General features: G+C 60.1%; 19 protein-coding genes. 7 read left to right on the top strand and 12 right to left on the bottom strand.

Going from position 1 to position 15,877, the window contains the following annotated elements; all coding sequences use genetic code 11:
* Window positions 1-113: 113 nt before the first annotated feature.
* Together VK725_RS07785 and VK725_RS07780 are read left to right on the top strand one after the other, a co-directional pair.
* Window positions 114-1,769 (top strand): FAD-binding dehydrogenase, encoded by a 1,656-nt coding sequence (locus VK725_RS07785; RefSeq protein ID WP_325317492.1) that lies wholly within the window; start codon window positions 114-116, stop codon window positions 1,767-1,769.
* Complete coding sequence (locus VK725_RS07780; RefSeq protein ID WP_325317491.1) at window positions 1,766-2,779, top strand: 2-dehydropantoate 2-reductase; 1,014 nt, start codon at window positions 1,766-1,768, stop codon at window positions 2,777-2,779. Before VK725_RS07785 ends, VK725_RS07780 begins: the two co-directional genes overlap by 4 nt.
* A 6-nt stretch (window positions 2,780-2,785) precedes the next feature.
* Here the strand turns inward: VK725_RS07780 and VK725_RS07775 are convergent, their stop codons facing one another.
* The 7 genes from VK725_RS07775 to VK725_RS07745 form a co-directional block, all read right to left on the bottom strand.
* Window positions 2,786-3,112 (bottom strand): DUF2845 domain-containing protein, encoded by a 327-nt coding sequence (locus tag VK725_RS07775; protein ID WP_325317490.1) that lies wholly within the window; start codon window positions 3,110-3,112, stop codon window positions 2,786-2,788.
* A gap of 53 nt (window positions 3,113-3,165) precedes the next feature.
* The gene (locus VK725_RS07770) at window positions 3,166-3,753 is read right to left on the bottom strand and encodes a DUF924 family protein (protein WP_325317489.1); all 588 of its coding nucleotides are present in this window, start codon (window positions 3,751-3,753) and stop codon (window positions 3,166-3,168) included.
* 3 nt (window positions 3,754-3,756) lie between these two features.
* The gene (locus tag VK725_RS07765; RefSeq protein WP_325317488.1) at window positions 3,757-4,200 is read right to left on the bottom strand and encodes a hypothetical protein; all 444 of its coding nucleotides are present in this window, start codon (window positions 4,198-4,200) and stop codon (window positions 3,757-3,759) included.
* Between the two features lie 110 nt (window positions 4,201-4,310).
* Window positions 4,311-5,063: a DUF2884 family protein gene (locus VK725_RS07760; protein WP_325317487.1), complete on the bottom strand. Its 753-nt coding sequence runs from the start codon at window positions 5,061-5,063 to the stop codon at window positions 4,311-4,313.
* Between the two features lie 83 nt (window positions 5,064-5,146).
* Entirely contained in the window at window positions 5,147-5,701 is a 555-nt protein-coding gene (locus VK725_RS07755) for a hypothetical protein (protein ID WP_325317486.1), read from the bottom strand.
* Window positions 5,701-6,249: a peroxiredoxin gene (locus VK725_RS07750; RefSeq protein ID WP_325317485.1), complete on the bottom strand. Its 549-nt coding sequence runs from the start codon at window positions 6,247-6,249 to the stop codon at window positions 5,701-5,703. The genes VK725_RS07755 and VK725_RS07750 overlap by 1 nt, the downstream gene beginning before the upstream one ends.
* A gap of 99 nt (window positions 6,250-6,348) precedes the next feature.
* A complete protein-coding gene (locus VK725_RS07745) occupies window positions 6,349-6,807 on the bottom strand; it encodes a hypothetical protein (RefSeq protein WP_325317484.1) in 459 nt (152 codons plus the stop codon).
* A gap of 228 nt (window positions 6,808-7,035) precedes the next feature.
* On the opposite strand from VK725_RS07745, the gene VK725_RS07740 reads away from it, so the two are divergent.
* Window positions 7,036-7,452 (top strand): universal stress protein, encoded by a 417-nt coding sequence (locus tag VK725_RS07740; RefSeq protein ID WP_325317483.1) that lies wholly within the window; start codon window positions 7,036-7,038, stop codon window positions 7,450-7,452.
* A 140-nt stretch (window positions 7,453-7,592) separates the two neighbouring features.
* Window positions 7,593-8,417 (top strand): ferritin-like domain-containing protein, encoded by an 825-nt coding sequence (locus VK725_RS07735; protein ID WP_325317482.1) that lies wholly within the window; start codon window positions 7,593-7,595, stop codon window positions 8,415-8,417.
* Window positions 8,418-8,473: 56 nt separating this feature from the next.
* Here the strand turns inward: VK725_RS07735 and VK725_RS07730 are convergent, their stop codons facing one another.
* From VK725_RS07730 to VK725_RS07715, 4 genes are all read right to left on the bottom strand, one after another.
* Window positions 8,474-8,956 (bottom strand): DUF6491 family protein, encoded by a 483-nt coding sequence (locus VK725_RS07730; RefSeq protein ID WP_325317481.1) that lies wholly within the window; start codon window positions 8,954-8,956, stop codon window positions 8,474-8,476.
* 370 nt (window positions 8,957-9,326) lie between these two features.
* Entirely contained in the window at window positions 9,327-9,800 is a 474-nt protein-coding gene (locus VK725_RS07725; RefSeq protein ID WP_325317480.1) for a DUF6491 family protein, read from the bottom strand.
* A 61-nt stretch (window positions 9,801-9,861) separates the two neighbouring features.
* The gene (locus tag VK725_RS07720) at window positions 9,862-10,605 is read right to left on the bottom strand and encodes a hypothetical protein (RefSeq protein ID WP_325317479.1); all 744 of its coding nucleotides are present in this window, start codon (window positions 10,603-10,605) and stop codon (window positions 9,862-9,864) included.
* 74 nt (window positions 10,606-10,679) lie between these two features.
* Window positions 10,680-11,552, bottom strand: coding sequence for a LytTR family DNA-binding domain-containing protein (locus VK725_RS07715; protein WP_325317478.1), 873 nt, complete (start codon window positions 11,550-11,552; stop codon window positions 10,680-10,682).
* 77 nt (window positions 11,553-11,629) lie between these two features.
* On the opposite strand from VK725_RS07715, the gene VK725_RS07710 reads away from it, so the two are divergent.
* From VK725_RS07710 to VK725_RS07700, 3 genes are all read left to right on the top strand, one after another.
* Entirely contained in the window at window positions 11,630-12,901 is a 1,272-nt protein-coding gene (locus VK725_RS07710; RefSeq protein ID WP_325317477.1) for an MFS transporter, read from the top strand.
* 78 nt (window positions 12,902-12,979) lie between these two features.
* Entirely contained in the window at window positions 12,980-13,654 is a 675-nt protein-coding gene (locus tag VK725_RS07705) for a glutathione S-transferase (protein WP_325317476.1), read from the top strand.
* 79 nt (window positions 13,655-13,733) lie between these two features.
* Window positions 13,734-14,051 carry a hypothetical protein gene (locus VK725_RS07700; protein ID WP_325317475.1) on the top strand — a complete coding sequence of 106 codons (318 nt, stop codon included), beginning with the start codon at window positions 13,734-13,736 and terminating at the stop codon, window positions 14,049-14,051.
* Between the two features lie 66 nt (window positions 14,052-14,117).
* Here the strand turns inward: VK725_RS07700 and aceE are convergent.
* Window positions 14,118-15,877: pyruvate dehydrogenase (acetyl-transferring), homodimeric type (aceE, locus tag VK725_RS07695; RefSeq protein WP_325317474.1), on the bottom strand; the 1,760-nt coding region annotated here is incomplete at its 5' end.

Raw genomic sequence — 15,877 nt, 5'->3', positions numbered from 1 at the left:
CCCGTGCCATCGGTCATAGAACAGCCGTTTGCCCGATGGCGCAGCGCACATAGGAAAACGGACGAGCGCGCGATAAGTTGGACTACTGGGACGTAAGCAGGGGCGACACAATCATGCAATCCACTGATGCCATTGTGGTCGGCGGCGGCCTGGCGGGTCTTGTGGCCGCCACAGAGCTCACCGATGCCGGCAAACGCGTGATCGTAGTCGATCAGGAGCCGGAACAAAGTCTGGGCGGCCAGGCGCACTGGTCGTTCGGCGGCTTGTTTTTCGTCGATTCGCCCGAGCAGCGCCGGATGGGTGTGCGCGATTCCCACGCGCTCGCGCTTTCAGACTGGATGGGCACGGCGGCGTTCGACCGCCCTGAAGATCATTGGCCGCGCCAATGGGCCCAGGCATATGTCGATTTTGCAGCCGGCGAAAAGCGCGCATGGCTGCATGGCATGGGCATGCGCTGGTTTCCCGTAGTGGGCTGGGCCGAACGCGGGGGATATGGCGCGATCGGGCACGGCAATTCGGTGCCGCGCTTCCATGTGACATGGGGAACAGGGCCCGGTGTGCTGGAACCGTTTCTGCGCCGCGCGCGTGAGGCGCAATCGAAAGGACTGTTGCAGTTTGCGTTCCGGCATCGTGTCGATGAGCTGATTGTCGATAAGGGTCGCGTTGCAGGTGTGCGTGGCGTCAAGCTCGCAAGCGACAACATGGAACGCGGCAAACCCAGCTCACGCGATGTAGTGGGCGATTTCGAACTTTGCGCGCAGGCGGTCATCGTCGCGTCGGGTGGCATCGGCGGCAATCACGAACTGGTGCGCAAGAATTGGCCGGAGCGCCTTGGTCCGCCACCATCGCACATGCTGTGCGGCGTGCCTGCGCATGTGGACGGCCGTATGCTTGGCATCAGCGAAACAGCCGGCGCGAGGCTGATCAATCGCGATCGCATGTGGCATTACGTGGAAGGTATCGAGAACTGGAATCCGATCTGGCCGATGCATGCGATCCGCATTCTGCCCGGGCCGTCATCGCTGTGGTTCGACGCACATGGGCAACGTTTGCCGGGGCCACTGTGGCCGGGCTTCGACACCATGGGTACGTTGGAGCATTTGCGTCGCACCGGTTACGACTACAGCTGGTTTGTGCTGGATCAGCAGATTATCCGTCGCGAATTTGCGCTTTCCGGCTCCGAGCAGAATCCCGACCTCACCGGCAAGAGCTGGCGGCAAGTCGCCAAACGCGCCATCGGCAAAGGCGCGCCCGCTCCGGTGGAAGCCTTCAAGAGCCACGGCCGCGATTTCATTGTGCGGGACAATCTGGACGATCTTGTCGCCGGTATGAATGCGCTGGCTGGCAATGCGTTGCTCGATGTGACGAAGCTGCGTGAAGAGATCGAGGCGCGCGATCGCGAGTTCGACAATCCGTTTACGAAAGACAGTCAGGTGATGGCCATCCACAATGCGCGCCGCTATCGCGGCGATCGGCTTGTACGTGTGGCAAAACCGCATCGCATGCTCGATCCGGCCAATGGCCCGCTCATCGCGGTGCGCCTGAACATTCTCACGCGCAAAACGCTGGGCGGTCTTGAAACGGATCTGCAAGCACGCGTGCTGGGGCACGATGGCCAACCGTTGCACGGTCTATACGCCGCCGGTGAAGCCGCCGGTTTCGGTGGTGGCGGATTACATGGTTACCGCGCGCTGGAAGGCAGCTTCCTGGGCGGCTGTCTTTTTTCAGGACGCGTCGCCGGACGCGCGGCGGCAGCAGCCATCGCATGAAGGCTCGTCCTCGCATCGCCATCTATGGCGCCGGGATGATCGGTAACTATTTGGGCGGTCGATTGCACGATCATGCGCATGTGCGCTTCATCGCGCGTGCGCATGTCGCAGCCACGCTGAAAGAGCACGGACTGCGCATCAGCGATTTACACGGACACGACAAGCGCATTCTTCCGGATGCACTTGATATCCAAACGCACCCCGACGCGGTACGCGATGCGGATCTTGTGCTGGTCACTGTGAAATCCGCCGCGACCATGGATGTGGCGCATGAGCTGTCCGACGTGCTTGCGTCCGGCGTTCCGGTCATCAGCTTTCAGAATGGCATTCGCAATGCGGCCGAGCTGCGCGCTTCATTGCCGGGACATGGCGTTCTGTCGGGCGTAGTGCCCTTCAATGTTACGCAACCTGATGCCGGACATTTCCATCAGGGCTCGTCCGGTGAGTTGAAAGTGGAACGTTCTTCCGTGCTGAACCCCTTTCTTCCGGCATTTGCTGCCGCGGGCATTCCCCTGGAGCAGTACGACGATATGCAAGCCGTGTTGTGGGCGAAGCTGTTGCTCAATCTCAACAATCCATTGAACGCACTGAGCGGTCTGCCGTTGCGCGAAGAATTGTCGCGGCACGTATGGCGGCGTTGTCTAGCGTTGCTGCAACGCGAGGGCTTGCGTGTGCTGGATGCGGCGGGCATTCGCCCGGCGCAACTGACCACGGTGCCCGCACGCTGGGTGCCGAACGTGTTGTCGCTGCCTGATCTGCTGTTCAGCCGCGTCGCTTCGCGCATGCTCGCCATCGATCCGCTGGCCCGATCGTCCATGTGGCAAGACTTGCAGGCCGGGCGACGGACGGAGATCGATTACATAAATGGCGAAATTGTCGCCCTGGCCGCGTCGAGGGGGCTTCCTGCGCGGGGCAACGCGCGGATCGTCGCGCTGATTCGCGAGGCAGAGAAGTCATACGACCCCTGGAGCGGCCGCGCGTTGCTGGAAGAACTGCGCGAGCTGCGCTGATCGCGATCAGCGCGCCACATCGTCGATGTGCGTGACTTTGCCGTCGGCCATGATGAAGGTGATGGTGTGGCCATTGCGACGGTAAAGCCACTTCTCGCCCTTGGTCTTGTCATTGGATTGAACCTTCACACCACCCTTGCTGTGACCCGATCCTTTCTTTGAGCCAGTGCTCTTGCCGGCGCTTTTCGAGCGAGAGCTAGGGTTACCCAGCATTTCTTTCACTTTGGCAGAGCTATCGCCAACGACGATCAATTGGCTGCCCACGCGGATGCTCTCCATCGCGTAACCATTGCACCCGAAGAAAAGCAAAGCGATCGCGAAATAACGGCGCATGACGTGCTCCTTGTCTTGAAATCAGGCCAACTTCCTTGGCCGTTCGTTGTGTATCAGGAAAAGCCGGAACCTGGCTCGGCGAGGTACGCCGTTTCTTCTGGCGTTGTCACCCGGCCGAGCACCGCGTTTCGATGCGGAAAGCGACCGAAACGCGCGACTACCGACGCGTGGCGGCGAGCATAGTCGAGAAAGTCCGTGTAGCGATCGCGCTCATTTGCCGCAACGCTATCGCACAAGTCCTCGAACAATTGGACACAACGGTGCTGCAACCCAATATCTTCAGCATGTTGCAGCGGCATGTAAGCGAACACGCGCTGGATGGGCGGCAACTGTCGGTCGAAACCTTCATCAAGACCGGACACAACAACCTGCTGCGCGAGAAGATCCTGCCTCCACGCGCGCGGACGGTTGCGATAGATGTTGCGCGGAAATTGATCCAGAACAATCAACAACGCCAGCCAGCCGGATGGCGTTGCTGCCCAGTGATTCAAATGACCCGCTGCGGCCGCGTCGACCCGATAACCGAATTGTTCGCGAATCTGTGCATCGAACGCAGGATCGCTATGGAACCATTTGTCCGTGTGGGCAGGATCGAACCAGAACGCCAGCACCGAAAGCGCTTCGGGCGGCGGGCTCGCCACGCGTCAGTGCCCTACGGCCTTGGCGAGGCTGTGCATGTCCAGATGGATCGATTGCAGGCGCGGAAGCTGGCGATGCAAGGTCGCGGTCATCTCGCCGGGCTCGATGCGGTTCAACACGCGCTCGAACGCAAGCAGCAGGTTTTCTTCATGGCGTGCGAGCAGGCGAATCCAGGCGTCGTCGCTGCGCGGCATGCTACGCAAAAGCAACGCGTCCAATCGTTGACGCGCACGCTCGACGATGCGGCTGCGCGTGGCAGGCTCGATGGCGTGGTTGCGCAATTGCATCTGCAAGGCGTTGATCACCTCGGTGAGCGACTGCGCTTCTTCATTGAGCACTGTTCGCAGTCCCGGCTCACTCACTTGCGCACCGGCGTGACGATACAGCGCGCGCAGCTCGATGCTGCGGCGGATCAACGCATTGCACAGATGTTGGGAATCGAGCGACACGGCGGTCGCCTCCTGCTGCGGCTCTGCTAACGATGACCGCATGTTGCCGTACAGGCACTTACCCGCGGATTAACCTGCCTATGCTGCTAATCGGCCGCTCAGCTGGCGTTTCATTGACCGACCTGGACGAGGTTCAGGGGCCGCCCGTTGCTGGCCCGCAGACCTTCCTGCAGCTGCGAAAGACGCTGAATATCCGGGCACAGCGCTTGAATCTCCGGCCGGAGGGCCTGTAGGCGCCCTTCCAATCGAGGCTGGAAATTCGTGGCGACGTTGCTGGCCTGATCGCGAAGAGTGCCCGCCTGCTGCAAATCGCCCGTCATCGCCGCATTCAAGGCCTGTTGCCCCAGCGAAGAAGCGAGCAGCGGCGTGATATCGCTCAGGATCTGATTGGCGTAATTGTCGGCGGCATCGCCATGCCAGTCGTGCGTGCTATGGCTGTCGGCGATGCGTTGGCGCAGGTCGGTGGCATGGGCGGCAAGGCGCTGATCGAGCTCGGCACGCGTGTCCGGATCCAGATTGAGGCTCCCCGATTCATCGTGGATGGTTTGCATGGTGATCGCCACACCATGCTGTGCCACGCTTTTCACGCGCGGCATCAGCGCACGCACGTCGCGCTGGAACAGATTGATGCGATCCTGATCTTCATCATTCAGCGCAACGGGCTGACCATCGGTCTGCAAGGTGCCCGCACCCAGCACGACGCGCGTAGGCGCGGGTGCATCGCGATCGAACACCAGGCGATCCTGTTCTATCGTCAGATCGTAACTGCTGGTCGCGTGACAGACCTTCGCCAGATCCTGCGCGTGCAGGCTGCCGCAGATGACCAGGAGCATGCAGGTGGCAAGCAAGATTTGGGAACGCATGGGAAGACCCGAATATCAGCCAGGATAGGCACTCGCCGACATCGATAAAGCCTTGCTCGGGAACTGCCGCTGAATCGCCCTGATCAGAATGACCGTGCACGAAATTGCAGGCGCACCGCCGGCTGGCCAAGCTGCCAGGCGAGCCACAGAAGCACCACCACGGCGGCGGCGCCGACACCTGCACTGATCAACAACAGATTTTGCATATGCTGCGTTTCTGCGAGCTGCCCGGGCGTGGAGCGCCCCATCGCCAGGAGCGCCGGACCAATGACCGTAAGCATATGCCACTGATACCACGCCACTACGGCGCGATACGCAGCCCACACGGCCAACGCCAGCGATAGCACACGCAATGCCGGCCGCGCCCATGCCTGTCGCAAGATGCAACCTGCGCTGACAACGATCACCGCAAACGCGACGACAAAGTATCCCGCATCCCACGCCAGCATGACGCGCACTTGGTCGATATCGCTATCGCCGGCAGGAAGCGTCTGCAACACCCCCCACAACTGTTGTACATGCCGGACGTATTGCACGCAGCCAAAACCCGCCACCAACAGCAGCATCCACACGATCATCCGCCACCATGCAAATCCTGTCTTTTTCCTGTGGCCCAGATCAGAACGGGAAATCAGCATCAGTGGGTCGCCTTTTTCATGGCAGCGATATCCGTAAGTACTTCGGCGGAATTTTTCTCGGGATCCACGTCGCGGTAAATCTTGACGATCTTGCCGCTCGGATCGATCAGGAACGTGGTGCGTTTTGCGAAATGGATGCCGAGCGCAGAAGTGAGCACACCGTAACTGACCGCGACCTGCCGATTGGCATCGGAAAGCAACGGAAACGGCACATGGTATTTGGCCGCAAATTCCTCATGCGATTTGACATCATCCAGACTCACGCCTACCACGACGGCACCCTGCTGGCGCAGCTTGGCGACGTTGTCGCGGAACGTGCACACTTCGGTGGTGCAGCCCGGCGTGAAATCCTTCGGATAGAAGTACAGCACCAGCCACTGACCCTTGTAGTCAGCAGGCGAATGCCAATGGCCGTTTTGATCCTGCAGATGAAAAGCCGGTGCGACCTGACCGACTTGCGGGTTGCCCAGCTTCACCGCCGCCGACACCGGAATGGCCAGAAAACCCAGCAGGCAAGTCAGCGCAAGCACGATCGAAAAACGGCGCATGGACATAACTCCGGAAAAGAAGCGGGACGAGTATACGCTGCCCCAGAAAAGCGAAAGGCGCCTTGCGGCGCCTTTCGTCGAACATGATTGCCAAGCGTCTTATTGAACCGGCTTGATACTGAAACCGTCGACAGCCACGCCGAGGTTGATACCTTCGCCGGTGCCCGACAGCGCAATGGACACCGTGCCTTTGGTCAACACCTGTGCGGTGCCGCTCGAACCCACACCCGCTGAGGCACCCGCCTGGGCGTAGTCGCCGAACACATCCTTGATGCCATATACATTGCTGATATCGCCGCGTCCGCTGACGCGGAACTTACCTGCCGTCAAACCACCGCCATGCAGGCTGATGGTGACTGCAGCTCGCTGACCGTTGTCACAGGTGACATGGCCACTACCGGTTGCATGCTGATAAATCGCCGACCAGCCAGCCATGCTGTACACCAGATGGCATTTGATGGGTGCTGTCGCTGCGTGGGCCGCCGTCATGGGAAGGCTAAACACTCCGCCAGCACAAAGCGCCAGGGCGGCGGTAAAACCAAGAGTACGCTTGCTCATGGATGGGTCTCCTTACGTTGCGTTTACGGACGTCAATGCCGTTGCGGAAGTGTCCGATTTGGAATCTGAACAAAGTGGCAAGGGCGCCTAGGGCCGTTCAGCATCAGCAAGTTCTTGTGATGGCACCGTGAGGTCGATAGCTGTCGCTTTCCCGGCCATTGATGCTTAACTAACAGGAGGCCGCGCACACTGATCATCAGGCGAGCGCCTCCCTTCCAAGGAGCCCACATGCTCAAGTATTCGCTGGTCGGCTATGACAGTTCGGATTCCTCGCAGCGTGCCTTTCGCTTCGCTATCGACCTGGCACGTGCAGGGGGGGGCCGGGTGCGGGTGGTATCGGTATTGCAGGTCACCCAGGGTGGGGCCGATGCCTGCTGTCTGATGATGACCGATTCGGCCACCCAGAGAACCAACGAACTGATGCAGGAACTGCGCGGTATCGACGAAGACGCCGACAAACTCGTCGATCTGGAGATTACCCACGGCAGCCCCGGTGATGTGCTGCTGACCCAGGTACGCAGCTATCCCATCGACCACATCGTGATCGGCCATACCGGACGCGGCACCCTGGGCCGATGGCTGCTGGGATCGGTCTCCGACGATGTGCTGGCCGGGGCCCATGTGCCGGTGACGGTCGTCCGCTAAGAGCCTGATGCCAGACAGGCTCGGAAAGACCTTGCGCTGCACCGGGTGGGCTGGCATTAATCCGCCGCAGCGTTCACCACTTATGCTGTTGTCCCCGATCTGTCATGGATCGTGTCGCCTTTTTGCACAGGAAACACCGCGTGGACTACAGCTCCTCTGCCCTGCCATGGACTCTGGAAAGCCTGAACTTCGCCGACATCGACGTAGCTCGTGTCCGGCACAACGAAGATCTCTTCTTGCTGCTTTGCGGCGCATCCTTCGTGGAAAGCGGCTCGGACCTTTACACGCATAACCTGATCGAACACTTCGACGGCGACCTGGAGCTGCAGTCCTGGCTGCGCGACCACTGGGAGCATGAAGAGATGCAACATGGCCGGGCGCTGGCTGGCTATGTGCGTCATGTCTGGCCGGAGTTTGACTGGAATGCCGGCTTTCAGGCTTTCTGGAACGACTACGGTGCTTTGTGCACGAACGAACAGCTCGAACCCTCCCGAGGACTGGAGCTTGCCGCACGCTGCGTGGTGGAAACCGGCACCGCCAGCCTCTATCGCGCCTTGAACGACATCGTCGACGAGCCCGTTCTCAAGCAACTCACCAACAACATCAAGAGCGATGAAGTGCGGCATTACAAGCACTTCTACCAAGCCTTCCTGCGCTATCGCGAACAGGAACGCCTCGGACGTTACAAAATTTTCCGCGCCGTCCTGCGGCGCGTGAACGAGATTCGAAACGAAGACAGCGACATTGCCCTGCGCCACGTCTTCAACCAGTGCTACCCGCACCACAAGGACAACAAGGCGGAATTCCAGAAAGTCGCCGGTCCTGCGCAGGCGCTTCTGCGCCGGCACATTCCTGCGGAAATGACGGTGAAGATGCTGCTCAAACCACTGAGCTTGCCGCCACGCTTGCAACAGTCGCTTGAAAAACCGCTAGCACGAATCAGCGAACGATTGTTTTTGAACTGATGCAACGCCACACACGTTGTGCGCATGTGTGGCGCATCGTTACATCCGGACCGATATCAGCCACCCGCCGGAGGCGGTGAGCCACTTGCGGGCGACGTGATGCCACCGGCGTCACGCGGCTGATCGTCCACTTCGCGATGCGAGGCCTGTTCGATCTTCAGCTGCACCAGATTGATCGGCCGAATCTTCACGATCGGGCACGGCGCATATGGCCCACCCGTCAAGACCTTATCGAGGTTGGACGACACTTCGTGGATGCTCGACGTCAGGCCAATGGCCTGGGTCCACTCGAGATTGGGACAGCCCCACACATCCAGCAGATAGGCAGTCCTCGCGTTCGTGTAGACCACCAGCTGAGAATCGGAAAGCGGCTCCCACGACCACATCGGCCCCAGGTAACGGAAACTGGCTACGGGGGCGCCAGCCGCCCCGTTAAAGGCCGCCTGCCGTGCCTGCATCCGCTGTGCGGAAGGCACGGTGGAACAGGCGGCGAGGAGTGCCCCAAGGACAACCGCACCGATTACTTTCATCTTCAACATGGCACAAACTCCGGGTCATCTGCCACGACATAACGCATGTGCGCCGCGGGAGTGCACAGCCGGCCCATAAGGGGTTCATACCGGTTTTAACCGTCAGACCCTACACAGGTTGCCCGGTTTCACGAGCGCGCTCGTGCTGTTGGGTTTCCGATTCAGGCCAGTGATACCAGTCCTTGTGCAGCGAAAACCGCTTGCACGCCAGACAGGCCGTGATTTCCCAGCAATAGCCGCAACCGGGGCACACACCGCCCGTCCAGAACGTATTCCAGCAGGTGCCGCAACCGCCCATGTGCTGCGTGCAAATCCAACGGCTGGCGCCCAGGGGACGCCAGGTGCAATGCGGACAATAGATATCCGGCTCGCCCACTGCTCAACCGCTGCTGGACGCCGGTGCCGGCGCATTGCCGTTGTCACGCGGCATATTGTCGACATGCCGCTGGGCTTCCCTGTCCAGCTTGAATTGCGCCAGATCGACCGGACGAATCTGCTTGATCACGCACGGAATGTAGGGACGCCGCGTCAGCACCTTGTCGAAGCCGGTCTGCACCGTACCGGCGAAACTGGTCAAACCAATCGAGGTGGTAACGGTGAGGTTGCTGCAGGGCCATACATCCAGCAGGTAGGCGCGATTGGATAGCGTGTAGACCACCAGTTGGGTGTCGCTGAGCGACTCCCAGGAATAAATCTGCGATCCGAATACCAGGCGAAAACTGCGAACAGGCGCGCCAGCGGCAGCGTTGTATGCCTGCTGGCGTTGCTGCAAACGGTGGTCGTAAGGCTGACTTGCACACGCCGCCAGCAACATCCCCATGAATAGTGCGGATAAGACTTGCATCTTCGACATGGCACTCTCTCCGTGATCGGATAAGCAGTCAAACGCGCCAGGGCGCGACCAGTGCACAACGCTACTTCTTACCCACTTCGCTCCACTTGCTCGGATCGTAACCGCCCACCTCGAACACCAGCTTCTGCTTGCCGCCGTCCTGCAATTCGACGTTCATGGTGATGCGCTTGGTCTTCTCCATCGCATCGATGAACCCCTTGTCGTCGCGGATGAAGATGGCCGGCTCGCCGGTGGTGGGCAGGAAGGCACGCAGTGGGTGCGGCTTGCCGTCGAAATCCGCCTGGATCGTGCAATTGCCCTTGCACACAAAACCATGGCCAGGGCCGAACATGAAGACGCTCTGGCCCCACTTCGTGTGACGGCGCAAGACCAGACGCACCTGGTTATCGCCAGAGGGGAAGGTCGTGAAGAGGCTTGCGGTGGACTGCGTGCCGCCTTCCATCGGTCCGACCTGGTACGTCCATAGCGCAGCGAGGCGGCGCTTTTCGGCGACGTCTTTCCAGCGCTGCTCGACGTCCGGCAACGTCTGCTGCACTTCCTTGGCGGCATCGGTATTGGGGAAGCGTTTGACGATGTCCTCGCCTACCTGCGAAGCCATCTCGTCGTTCTTCAACTGCAGCATCTTGCGATAGCTCTGCAGCTCGTCATTCACCTGCGAGTTTTGTGACGATGCCTGCGCATCTGGCGCACTGGCACTCGAGGTTGGCTGCGAGCTGCCCTGATCCTGTTGCGAGCACGCTGCAAGCGAAAGCAAACCGCACGCGGCGAGGAGGGTGACGGAACGGCGGAAAGGCGAGCGAATCATCGACGACATACCGGCAAAGGAAAGGCCTCTAGCTTGAAACGACCCACGGTACGGCGCAAGCCGTCCGGCTGATGTCATGCGGTAGCGGTTTGTCCGAAGCGCTCGCGCAATGCGGCACGGTAACGCCGGCTGCATGGGATCTTGATGCCGTCGCGCATCAGTAACCTTGCATCGCCCGTCTCCAGCGGTTCGATTTCCACCAGAAAATCCAGATTGACGACATAGCTGCGATGCACGCGCACAAAATGCTGTGCATCGAGCCGCGTTTCGATACCGGCCATGGTGGCGCGCAGGGGATAGTCGCGCCCGCGCACATGCAGGTTCACGTAATTGCCCGATGCCTGCAGCCATTCAATTTCGCGTGCCGCCAACAGAAATTCCTTGCCGAGCTTACGCACCAGAAAACGTTCGGGTTGCTCTACAGGTTCCACGGGAGGTCCGACGTCCGGCTCGTCAAGCAAACGCGCTTCGCCCTGCAGGCGCATCACCCAGAAACGATAAACGCTGATGCCTGCAATGATTCCGAAATATGTGCGGATGTCCTTGAGATATTCGTAGCCGAAGTGAACCCACCAGCTCCCGAAATCGTAATGGTCGCCCTGCACGACATAGGCAAGCTTGCGCAACAAGACCATGCCTTCGACATGGACGAGACTGAAGACAAAGCTGCACAGCAAGTGCCGTGGTACATTGCGTTGCCAGGTCTCCCAGCCAATCGGCCAGCGTCGCAACGCCGCTATCAGTGCCGGCAATAAAGCCAGGATCACGATCGAGCTGCTCGTCTCCCATACCCAGGGAGCCCAGGGCGAAAGGCTGCGATGGTCCATCTGCGCAATGACGCCGTTGAACACGGTATTCACGACCGCGAAAGCCGGCCAGAAGCCCAGCTCGAATGGCCGTCGCCAGCGTTGAAAACTTTCGTACGTGAAGCGGCGCTTTATTCCCATATCCGGATTCTACACAGCCCCATTCAACCGCCACGCTGCCCAAACGGCATAATGCGGCGTCACGCCAAGGATTGAACATGTCCTCTTTTCCCACGCCAGGTTCGGCGGATTCACTTTTTCAACATCGCGCCTACGTCGCGTTCTGGTGTGCGCGTACCGCGTCCAGTTTCGGCTTTCAGATGCTTTCGGTGGCAGTTGGCTGGCAGATCTACGCCATGACGGGTCGGGCGTTCGATCTCGGCCTGATTGGTCTGGTGCAATTTTTCCCGTCGGTGTTGCTGGCGTTGCCAGCAGGGCATCTTGCCGATCAGTTCGATCGCCGACGCATTGTGCTGATCGGCCAGATCGTGGAATGGATGGCCATCGTGCTGCTCGCCACGTTGACCTTGCTGCACGCGATCAATGAAGTGGGCATTCTGTTGCTGATCTTCACCATCAGTACGGCGAAGGCGTTCGAATCGCCCTCAATGCAATCGATGGTGCCCGCACTGGTTCCGCCGTCACTATTGCCGCGCGCCATGGCCGTGAATGGTTCGGCGATGCAGGCAGCGATGATCATGGGCCCGGCGCTCGGCGGTTTTCTCTACGTGGCAGGACCTGGCATCGTGTATTCGGTGTCTGCGGTGTTGTATCTGATTGCAGCCACCATGGTTGCTCAGTTGCACTATGAACAGGCGCCGCCGAAGCGCGAGCCGGCTACGCTGAAAACCTTATTCGCGGGTGTGCATTTCATCCGCGAACGCAAAGATGTACTCGGCGTGATTTCGCTGGATCTTTTTGCCGTGTTGCTGGGTGGTGCGACGGCGCTGTTGCCGATCTTTGCGAAAGACGTGCTGCATACCGGCCCCTGGGGCTTGGGTTTGCTGCGTGCCGCGCCTGCGGTCGGCGCGCTGTTGATGTCGTTCTGGCTTGCGCGTCACAGCATGGAGCGTCGCGTGGGTATGACCATGTTTGCCTGCGTTGCAGGTTTTGGCGTGGCGACACTCGTGTTTGCGTTGTCGAAAGTGATCTGGTTATCGCTGCTCGCGCTCTTCGCGCTGGGCGCGTTTGACATGGTCAGCATGGTGATCCGCGGCTCGCTTGTGCAATTGGACACACCCGACACCATGCGTGGCCGCGTCAGCGCAGTGAACGCGATCTTCATCAATACATCCAACCAGCTCGGCGAGTTCGAGTCGGGCATGGTGGCGGCGTGGCTGGGCGCAGTCGGTTCGGCCGTGGTCGGTGGCATCGGAACATTGGTGGTTGTCGGTTTGTGGATGATGATGTTCCCCACGCTGCGGCGACGGCAGCGACTGCATATACCACCAGACCCAGTGCCGGACGAAGCAAGCTCGCAAACGATCTAGATCGATAGTGGCGATAACGCAATGTCGATTCGCAGGTCGCAGCCCTGCCGCCTGATTTTCCCGTGAGAGGATTACGCATTGATCATCGTTCACCATCTCAACAACTCACGCTCGCAGCGCATTTTGTGGCTGCTTGAAGAGTTGAATCTGCCGTACGAGATCAAGCGCTATCAACGCGACCCCAAGACCATGCTTGCGCCGCCGGAATTGCGCGCCGTGCATCCATTAGGCAAATCGCCGGTGATTACCGATGGCGATCTCACGCTGGCCGAATCGGGGGCCATCATCGAATACCTCGCCGACCGATACGGTGCAGGCCGGTTTATTCCCTCGCCCGGCACGCGGGAGAGATTACGCTGCAATTACTGGCTGCACTATGCGGAAGGATCAGCCATGCCGCCGCTGCTGCTGAAGCTGGTATTTCGTCACGTTGAAACAGCGCCGGCACCGTTCTTTGTACGGCCTGTGGCCAAAGGCATCGCAGCGAAGGTGCAACGAGGGTTCGTCGACCCTCAGATCGCCCTGCATCTGTCGTATCTGGAGGGTGAGCTGACGAAAACCGAATGGTTCGGCGGCGGTGACTTCAGCGTGGCGGATATCGTGATGAGTTTCCCGCTGGAGGCGGCGGCGGCACGCGGCGGCCTGGATAGTCACCACTCTCATTTGCAGGCATTTTTGACGCGAATTCACGCGCGGCCTGCCTATCAGCATGCGCTGGAACGCGGCGGCGACTACACCCTGTTGGGTAGCTGAACGCGACAGACACCGGTTAACGCCCCGCTCACGCACGCACTGGCAACGTCGTACCTCTGGACAGCGGTGGAGCATTCCCATGAGCAGGCAAACGGATATCGAACGACGACTGGACGACCTCAGCGACCGCGTACGGCACTATTCCAATGGTGTCTCCGACACGGCTGATGGTCTGCTGACACGCGGTAAACGCGCCGTGAGCAAATTCAACCGCCGCGATGCGACCAAGCGTGTTTCTCAGGCGGCCGAGGATTTTGCAGACGAGGCGAACTATCAATACCGTCGCCTGCGCCGTCATGTGAATCGTCATCCGGTCGCCACCGCCGCGATCGTAGCGGGCACCATTGGCGCATTCCTTCTGCTGCGCCGCGCATTTCGCAGCGATGATGACGATTGATCTCGCCGTAAATAGCTAACCGCTATAAAAAAACCCGCCGATTGGCGGGTTCTTTTTTTTGCGACATCAAACCGACTGCGGGTTCGGCTTGTCCGGATCGAGTTTGTACTCGCGGATGGCACGTGCCACATCCTTGGCATTGACCTTGCCGTCCTTCGCCAATGCGGCGAGTGCGGCGTGCGCGATCCAGTAGCGATCCACTTCGAAGAAGTTGCGCAGGTGCTCGCGTGTATCCGAACGGCCAAAGCCATCGGTGCCGAGCACCGTGTAACGCATGCCATCGGGCATGAAAGCGCGGATCTGGTCGGCGTATTCGCGCACGTAGTCCGTTGCGGCAATCGCCGGACCCTGATGACCTTGCAGCAGGCCGCTGACGTACGGCACACGCTGTTCGGCTTCCGGATGCAGGCGGTTCCAGCGTTCGGCATCGAAACCGTCACGACGCAATTCGCTGAAGCTAGGCACGGACCAGATGTCTGCGCTGACACCGAAATCTTTCTCAAGCAATTCGGCCGCCGCGATCACTTCGCGCAGAATGGTGCCGGAGCCCAGCAGCTGCACGCGCGTTTCGCCCTTCTTCGCCTTACCGCCGTCCTTGAACAGATACATGCCCTTGACGATGCCCTCTTCCACACCTTGCGGCAGGTCGGGGTGGGCGTAGTTTTCGTTCATGACCGTGAGGTAGTAGTACACATCCTCCTGGTCTTCGAGCATGCGGCGCGTGCCGTCTTGCAGGATCACGGCTACTTCGTAGGAGAAGGTCGGGTCGTATGCGCGCACGTTCGGGATCGAACCGGCGAGCAGATGCGAGTGACCGTCTTCGTGCTGCAGGCCTTCACCGTTCAATGTGGTACGACCCGCCGTACCGCCGATCAGGAAGCCGCGCGAACGCATGTCGCCCGCGGCCCAAGCGAGATCGCCGATGCGCTGGAAACCGAACATCGAGTAGTAGATGAAGAACGGCAGCATCGGTGTGTTGCTGATGCTGTAGCTGGTCGCCGCTGCCATCCATGCCGCCATGCCACCGGCTTCGGAAATGCCTTCCTGCAATACCTGACCCTTCTGGTCTTCGCGGTAGTACAGCAACTGGTCCGCATCCTGCGGGCGGTATTTCTGGCCGAACGGTGCGTAGATACCGATCTGGCGGAACATGCCCTCCATGCCGAAGGTGCGCGCTTCGTCAGCGACGATCGGCACCACGCGCGGACCGATGGCCTTGTCACGCAGCAACAGATTCATGCCGCGCACGAGTGCCATGGTGGTGGAGATTTCGCGATCGCCGGTACCCTTGGTGATCTGTTCGAACCCGGCCAGATCCGGTGCCTTGAGCTTGACGTCGGTATGACGGCGACGCTGCGGCAGGAAACCGCCGAGTTCCTTGCGGCGTTCCAGCATGTACTGCACTTCGGCCGAATCCTTGCCGGGGTGGTAGTACGGCACGTCCTTGAGCTTGTCGTCCGCGACCGGAATGTTGAAGCGGTCGCGGAAGTGGCGCACGGCTTCGTCGTCCAGCTTTTTCTGCTGGTGCGTCGGGTTCTGCGATTCGCCGGCGGCGCCCATGCCGTAACCCTTCACCGTCTTGGCGAGGATCACGGTGGGCATACCCTTGGTGTTCACCGCCTGGTGGTAGGCCGCATAGACCTTGTGCGGATCGTGACCGCCACGGTTCAAACGCCAGATGTCGTCGTCGCTCAGATTGGTAACCATCTCGCGCGTCTCCGGGTACTTACCGAAGAAATGCTCGCGCGTGTATGCGCCGCCGAAGGCTTTGCACGCCTGGTATTCACCGTCGACGGTTTCCATCATCAGCTTGCGCAGGACACCCT

Origin of the sequence: Dyella sp., from assembly GCF_035486915.1 — a bacterium.
GTDB lineage: Bacteria > Pseudomonadota > Gammaproteobacteria > Xanthomonadales > Rhodanobacteraceae > Dyella_B.
The sequence above is the reverse complement of the archived record's forward strand: the minus strand, read 5'-3'. Positions and strand labels throughout refer to the sequence as shown.

Excerpts from the sequence above, each read along its gene's own strand:
- VK725_RS07755 (WP_325317486.1), bottom strand. The coding sequence starts at position 5,701 with ATGCTGATTTCCCGTTCTGATCTGGGCCACAGGAAAAAGACAGGATTT.
- VK725_RS07775 (WP_325317490.1), bottom strand. The coding sequence starts at position 3,112 with ATGCGCCGTTATTTCGCGATCGCTTTGCTTTTCTTCGGGTGCAATGGT.
- VK725_RS07745 (WP_325317484.1), bottom strand. The coding sequence starts at position 6,807 with ATGAGCAAGCGTACTCTTGGTTTTACCGCCGCCCTGGCGCTTTGTGCT.
- VK725_RS07725 (WP_325317480.1), bottom strand. The coding sequence starts at position 9,800 with ATGTCGAAGATGCAAGTCTTATCCGCACTATTCATGGGGATGTTGCTG.
- VK725_RS07780 (WP_325317491.1), top strand. The coding sequence starts at position 1,766 with ATGAAGGCTCGTCCTCGCATCGCCATCTATGGCGCCGGGATGATCGGT.
- VK725_RS07710 (WP_325317477.1), top strand. The coding sequence starts at position 11,630 with ATGTCCTCTTTTCCCACGCCAGGTTCGGCGGATTCACTTTTTCAACAT.
- VK725_RS07730 (WP_325317481.1), bottom strand. The coding sequence starts at position 8,956 with ATGTTGAAGATGAAAGTAATCGGTGCGGTTGTCCTTGGGGCACTCCTC.
- VK725_RS07760 (WP_325317487.1), bottom strand. The coding sequence starts at position 5,063 with ATGCGTTCCCAAATCTTGCTTGCCACCTGCATGCTCCTGGTCATCTGC.
- VK725_RS07715 (WP_325317478.1), bottom strand. The coding sequence starts at position 11,552 with ATGGGAATAAAGCGCCGCTTCACGTACGAAAGTTTTCAACGCTGGCGA.
- VK725_RS07785 (WP_325317492.1), top strand. The coding sequence starts at position 114 with ATGCAATCCACTGATGCCATTGTGGTCGGCGGCGGCCTGGCGGGTCTT.
- VK725_RS07750 (WP_325317485.1), bottom strand. The coding sequence starts at position 6,249 with ATGCGCCGTTTTTCGATCGTGCTTGCGCTGACTTGCCTGCTGGGTTTT.
- VK725_RS07700 (WP_325317475.1), top strand. The coding sequence starts at position 13,734 with ATGAGCAGGCAAACGGATATCGAACGACGACTGGACGACCTCAGCGAC.
- VK725_RS07720 (WP_325317479.1), bottom strand. The coding sequence starts at position 10,605 with ATGATTCGCTCGCCTTTCCGCCGTTCCGTCACCCTCCTCGCCGCGTGC.
- VK725_RS07740 (WP_325317483.1), top strand. The coding sequence starts at position 7,036 with ATGCTCAAGTATTCGCTGGTCGGCTATGACAGTTCGGATTCCTCGCAG.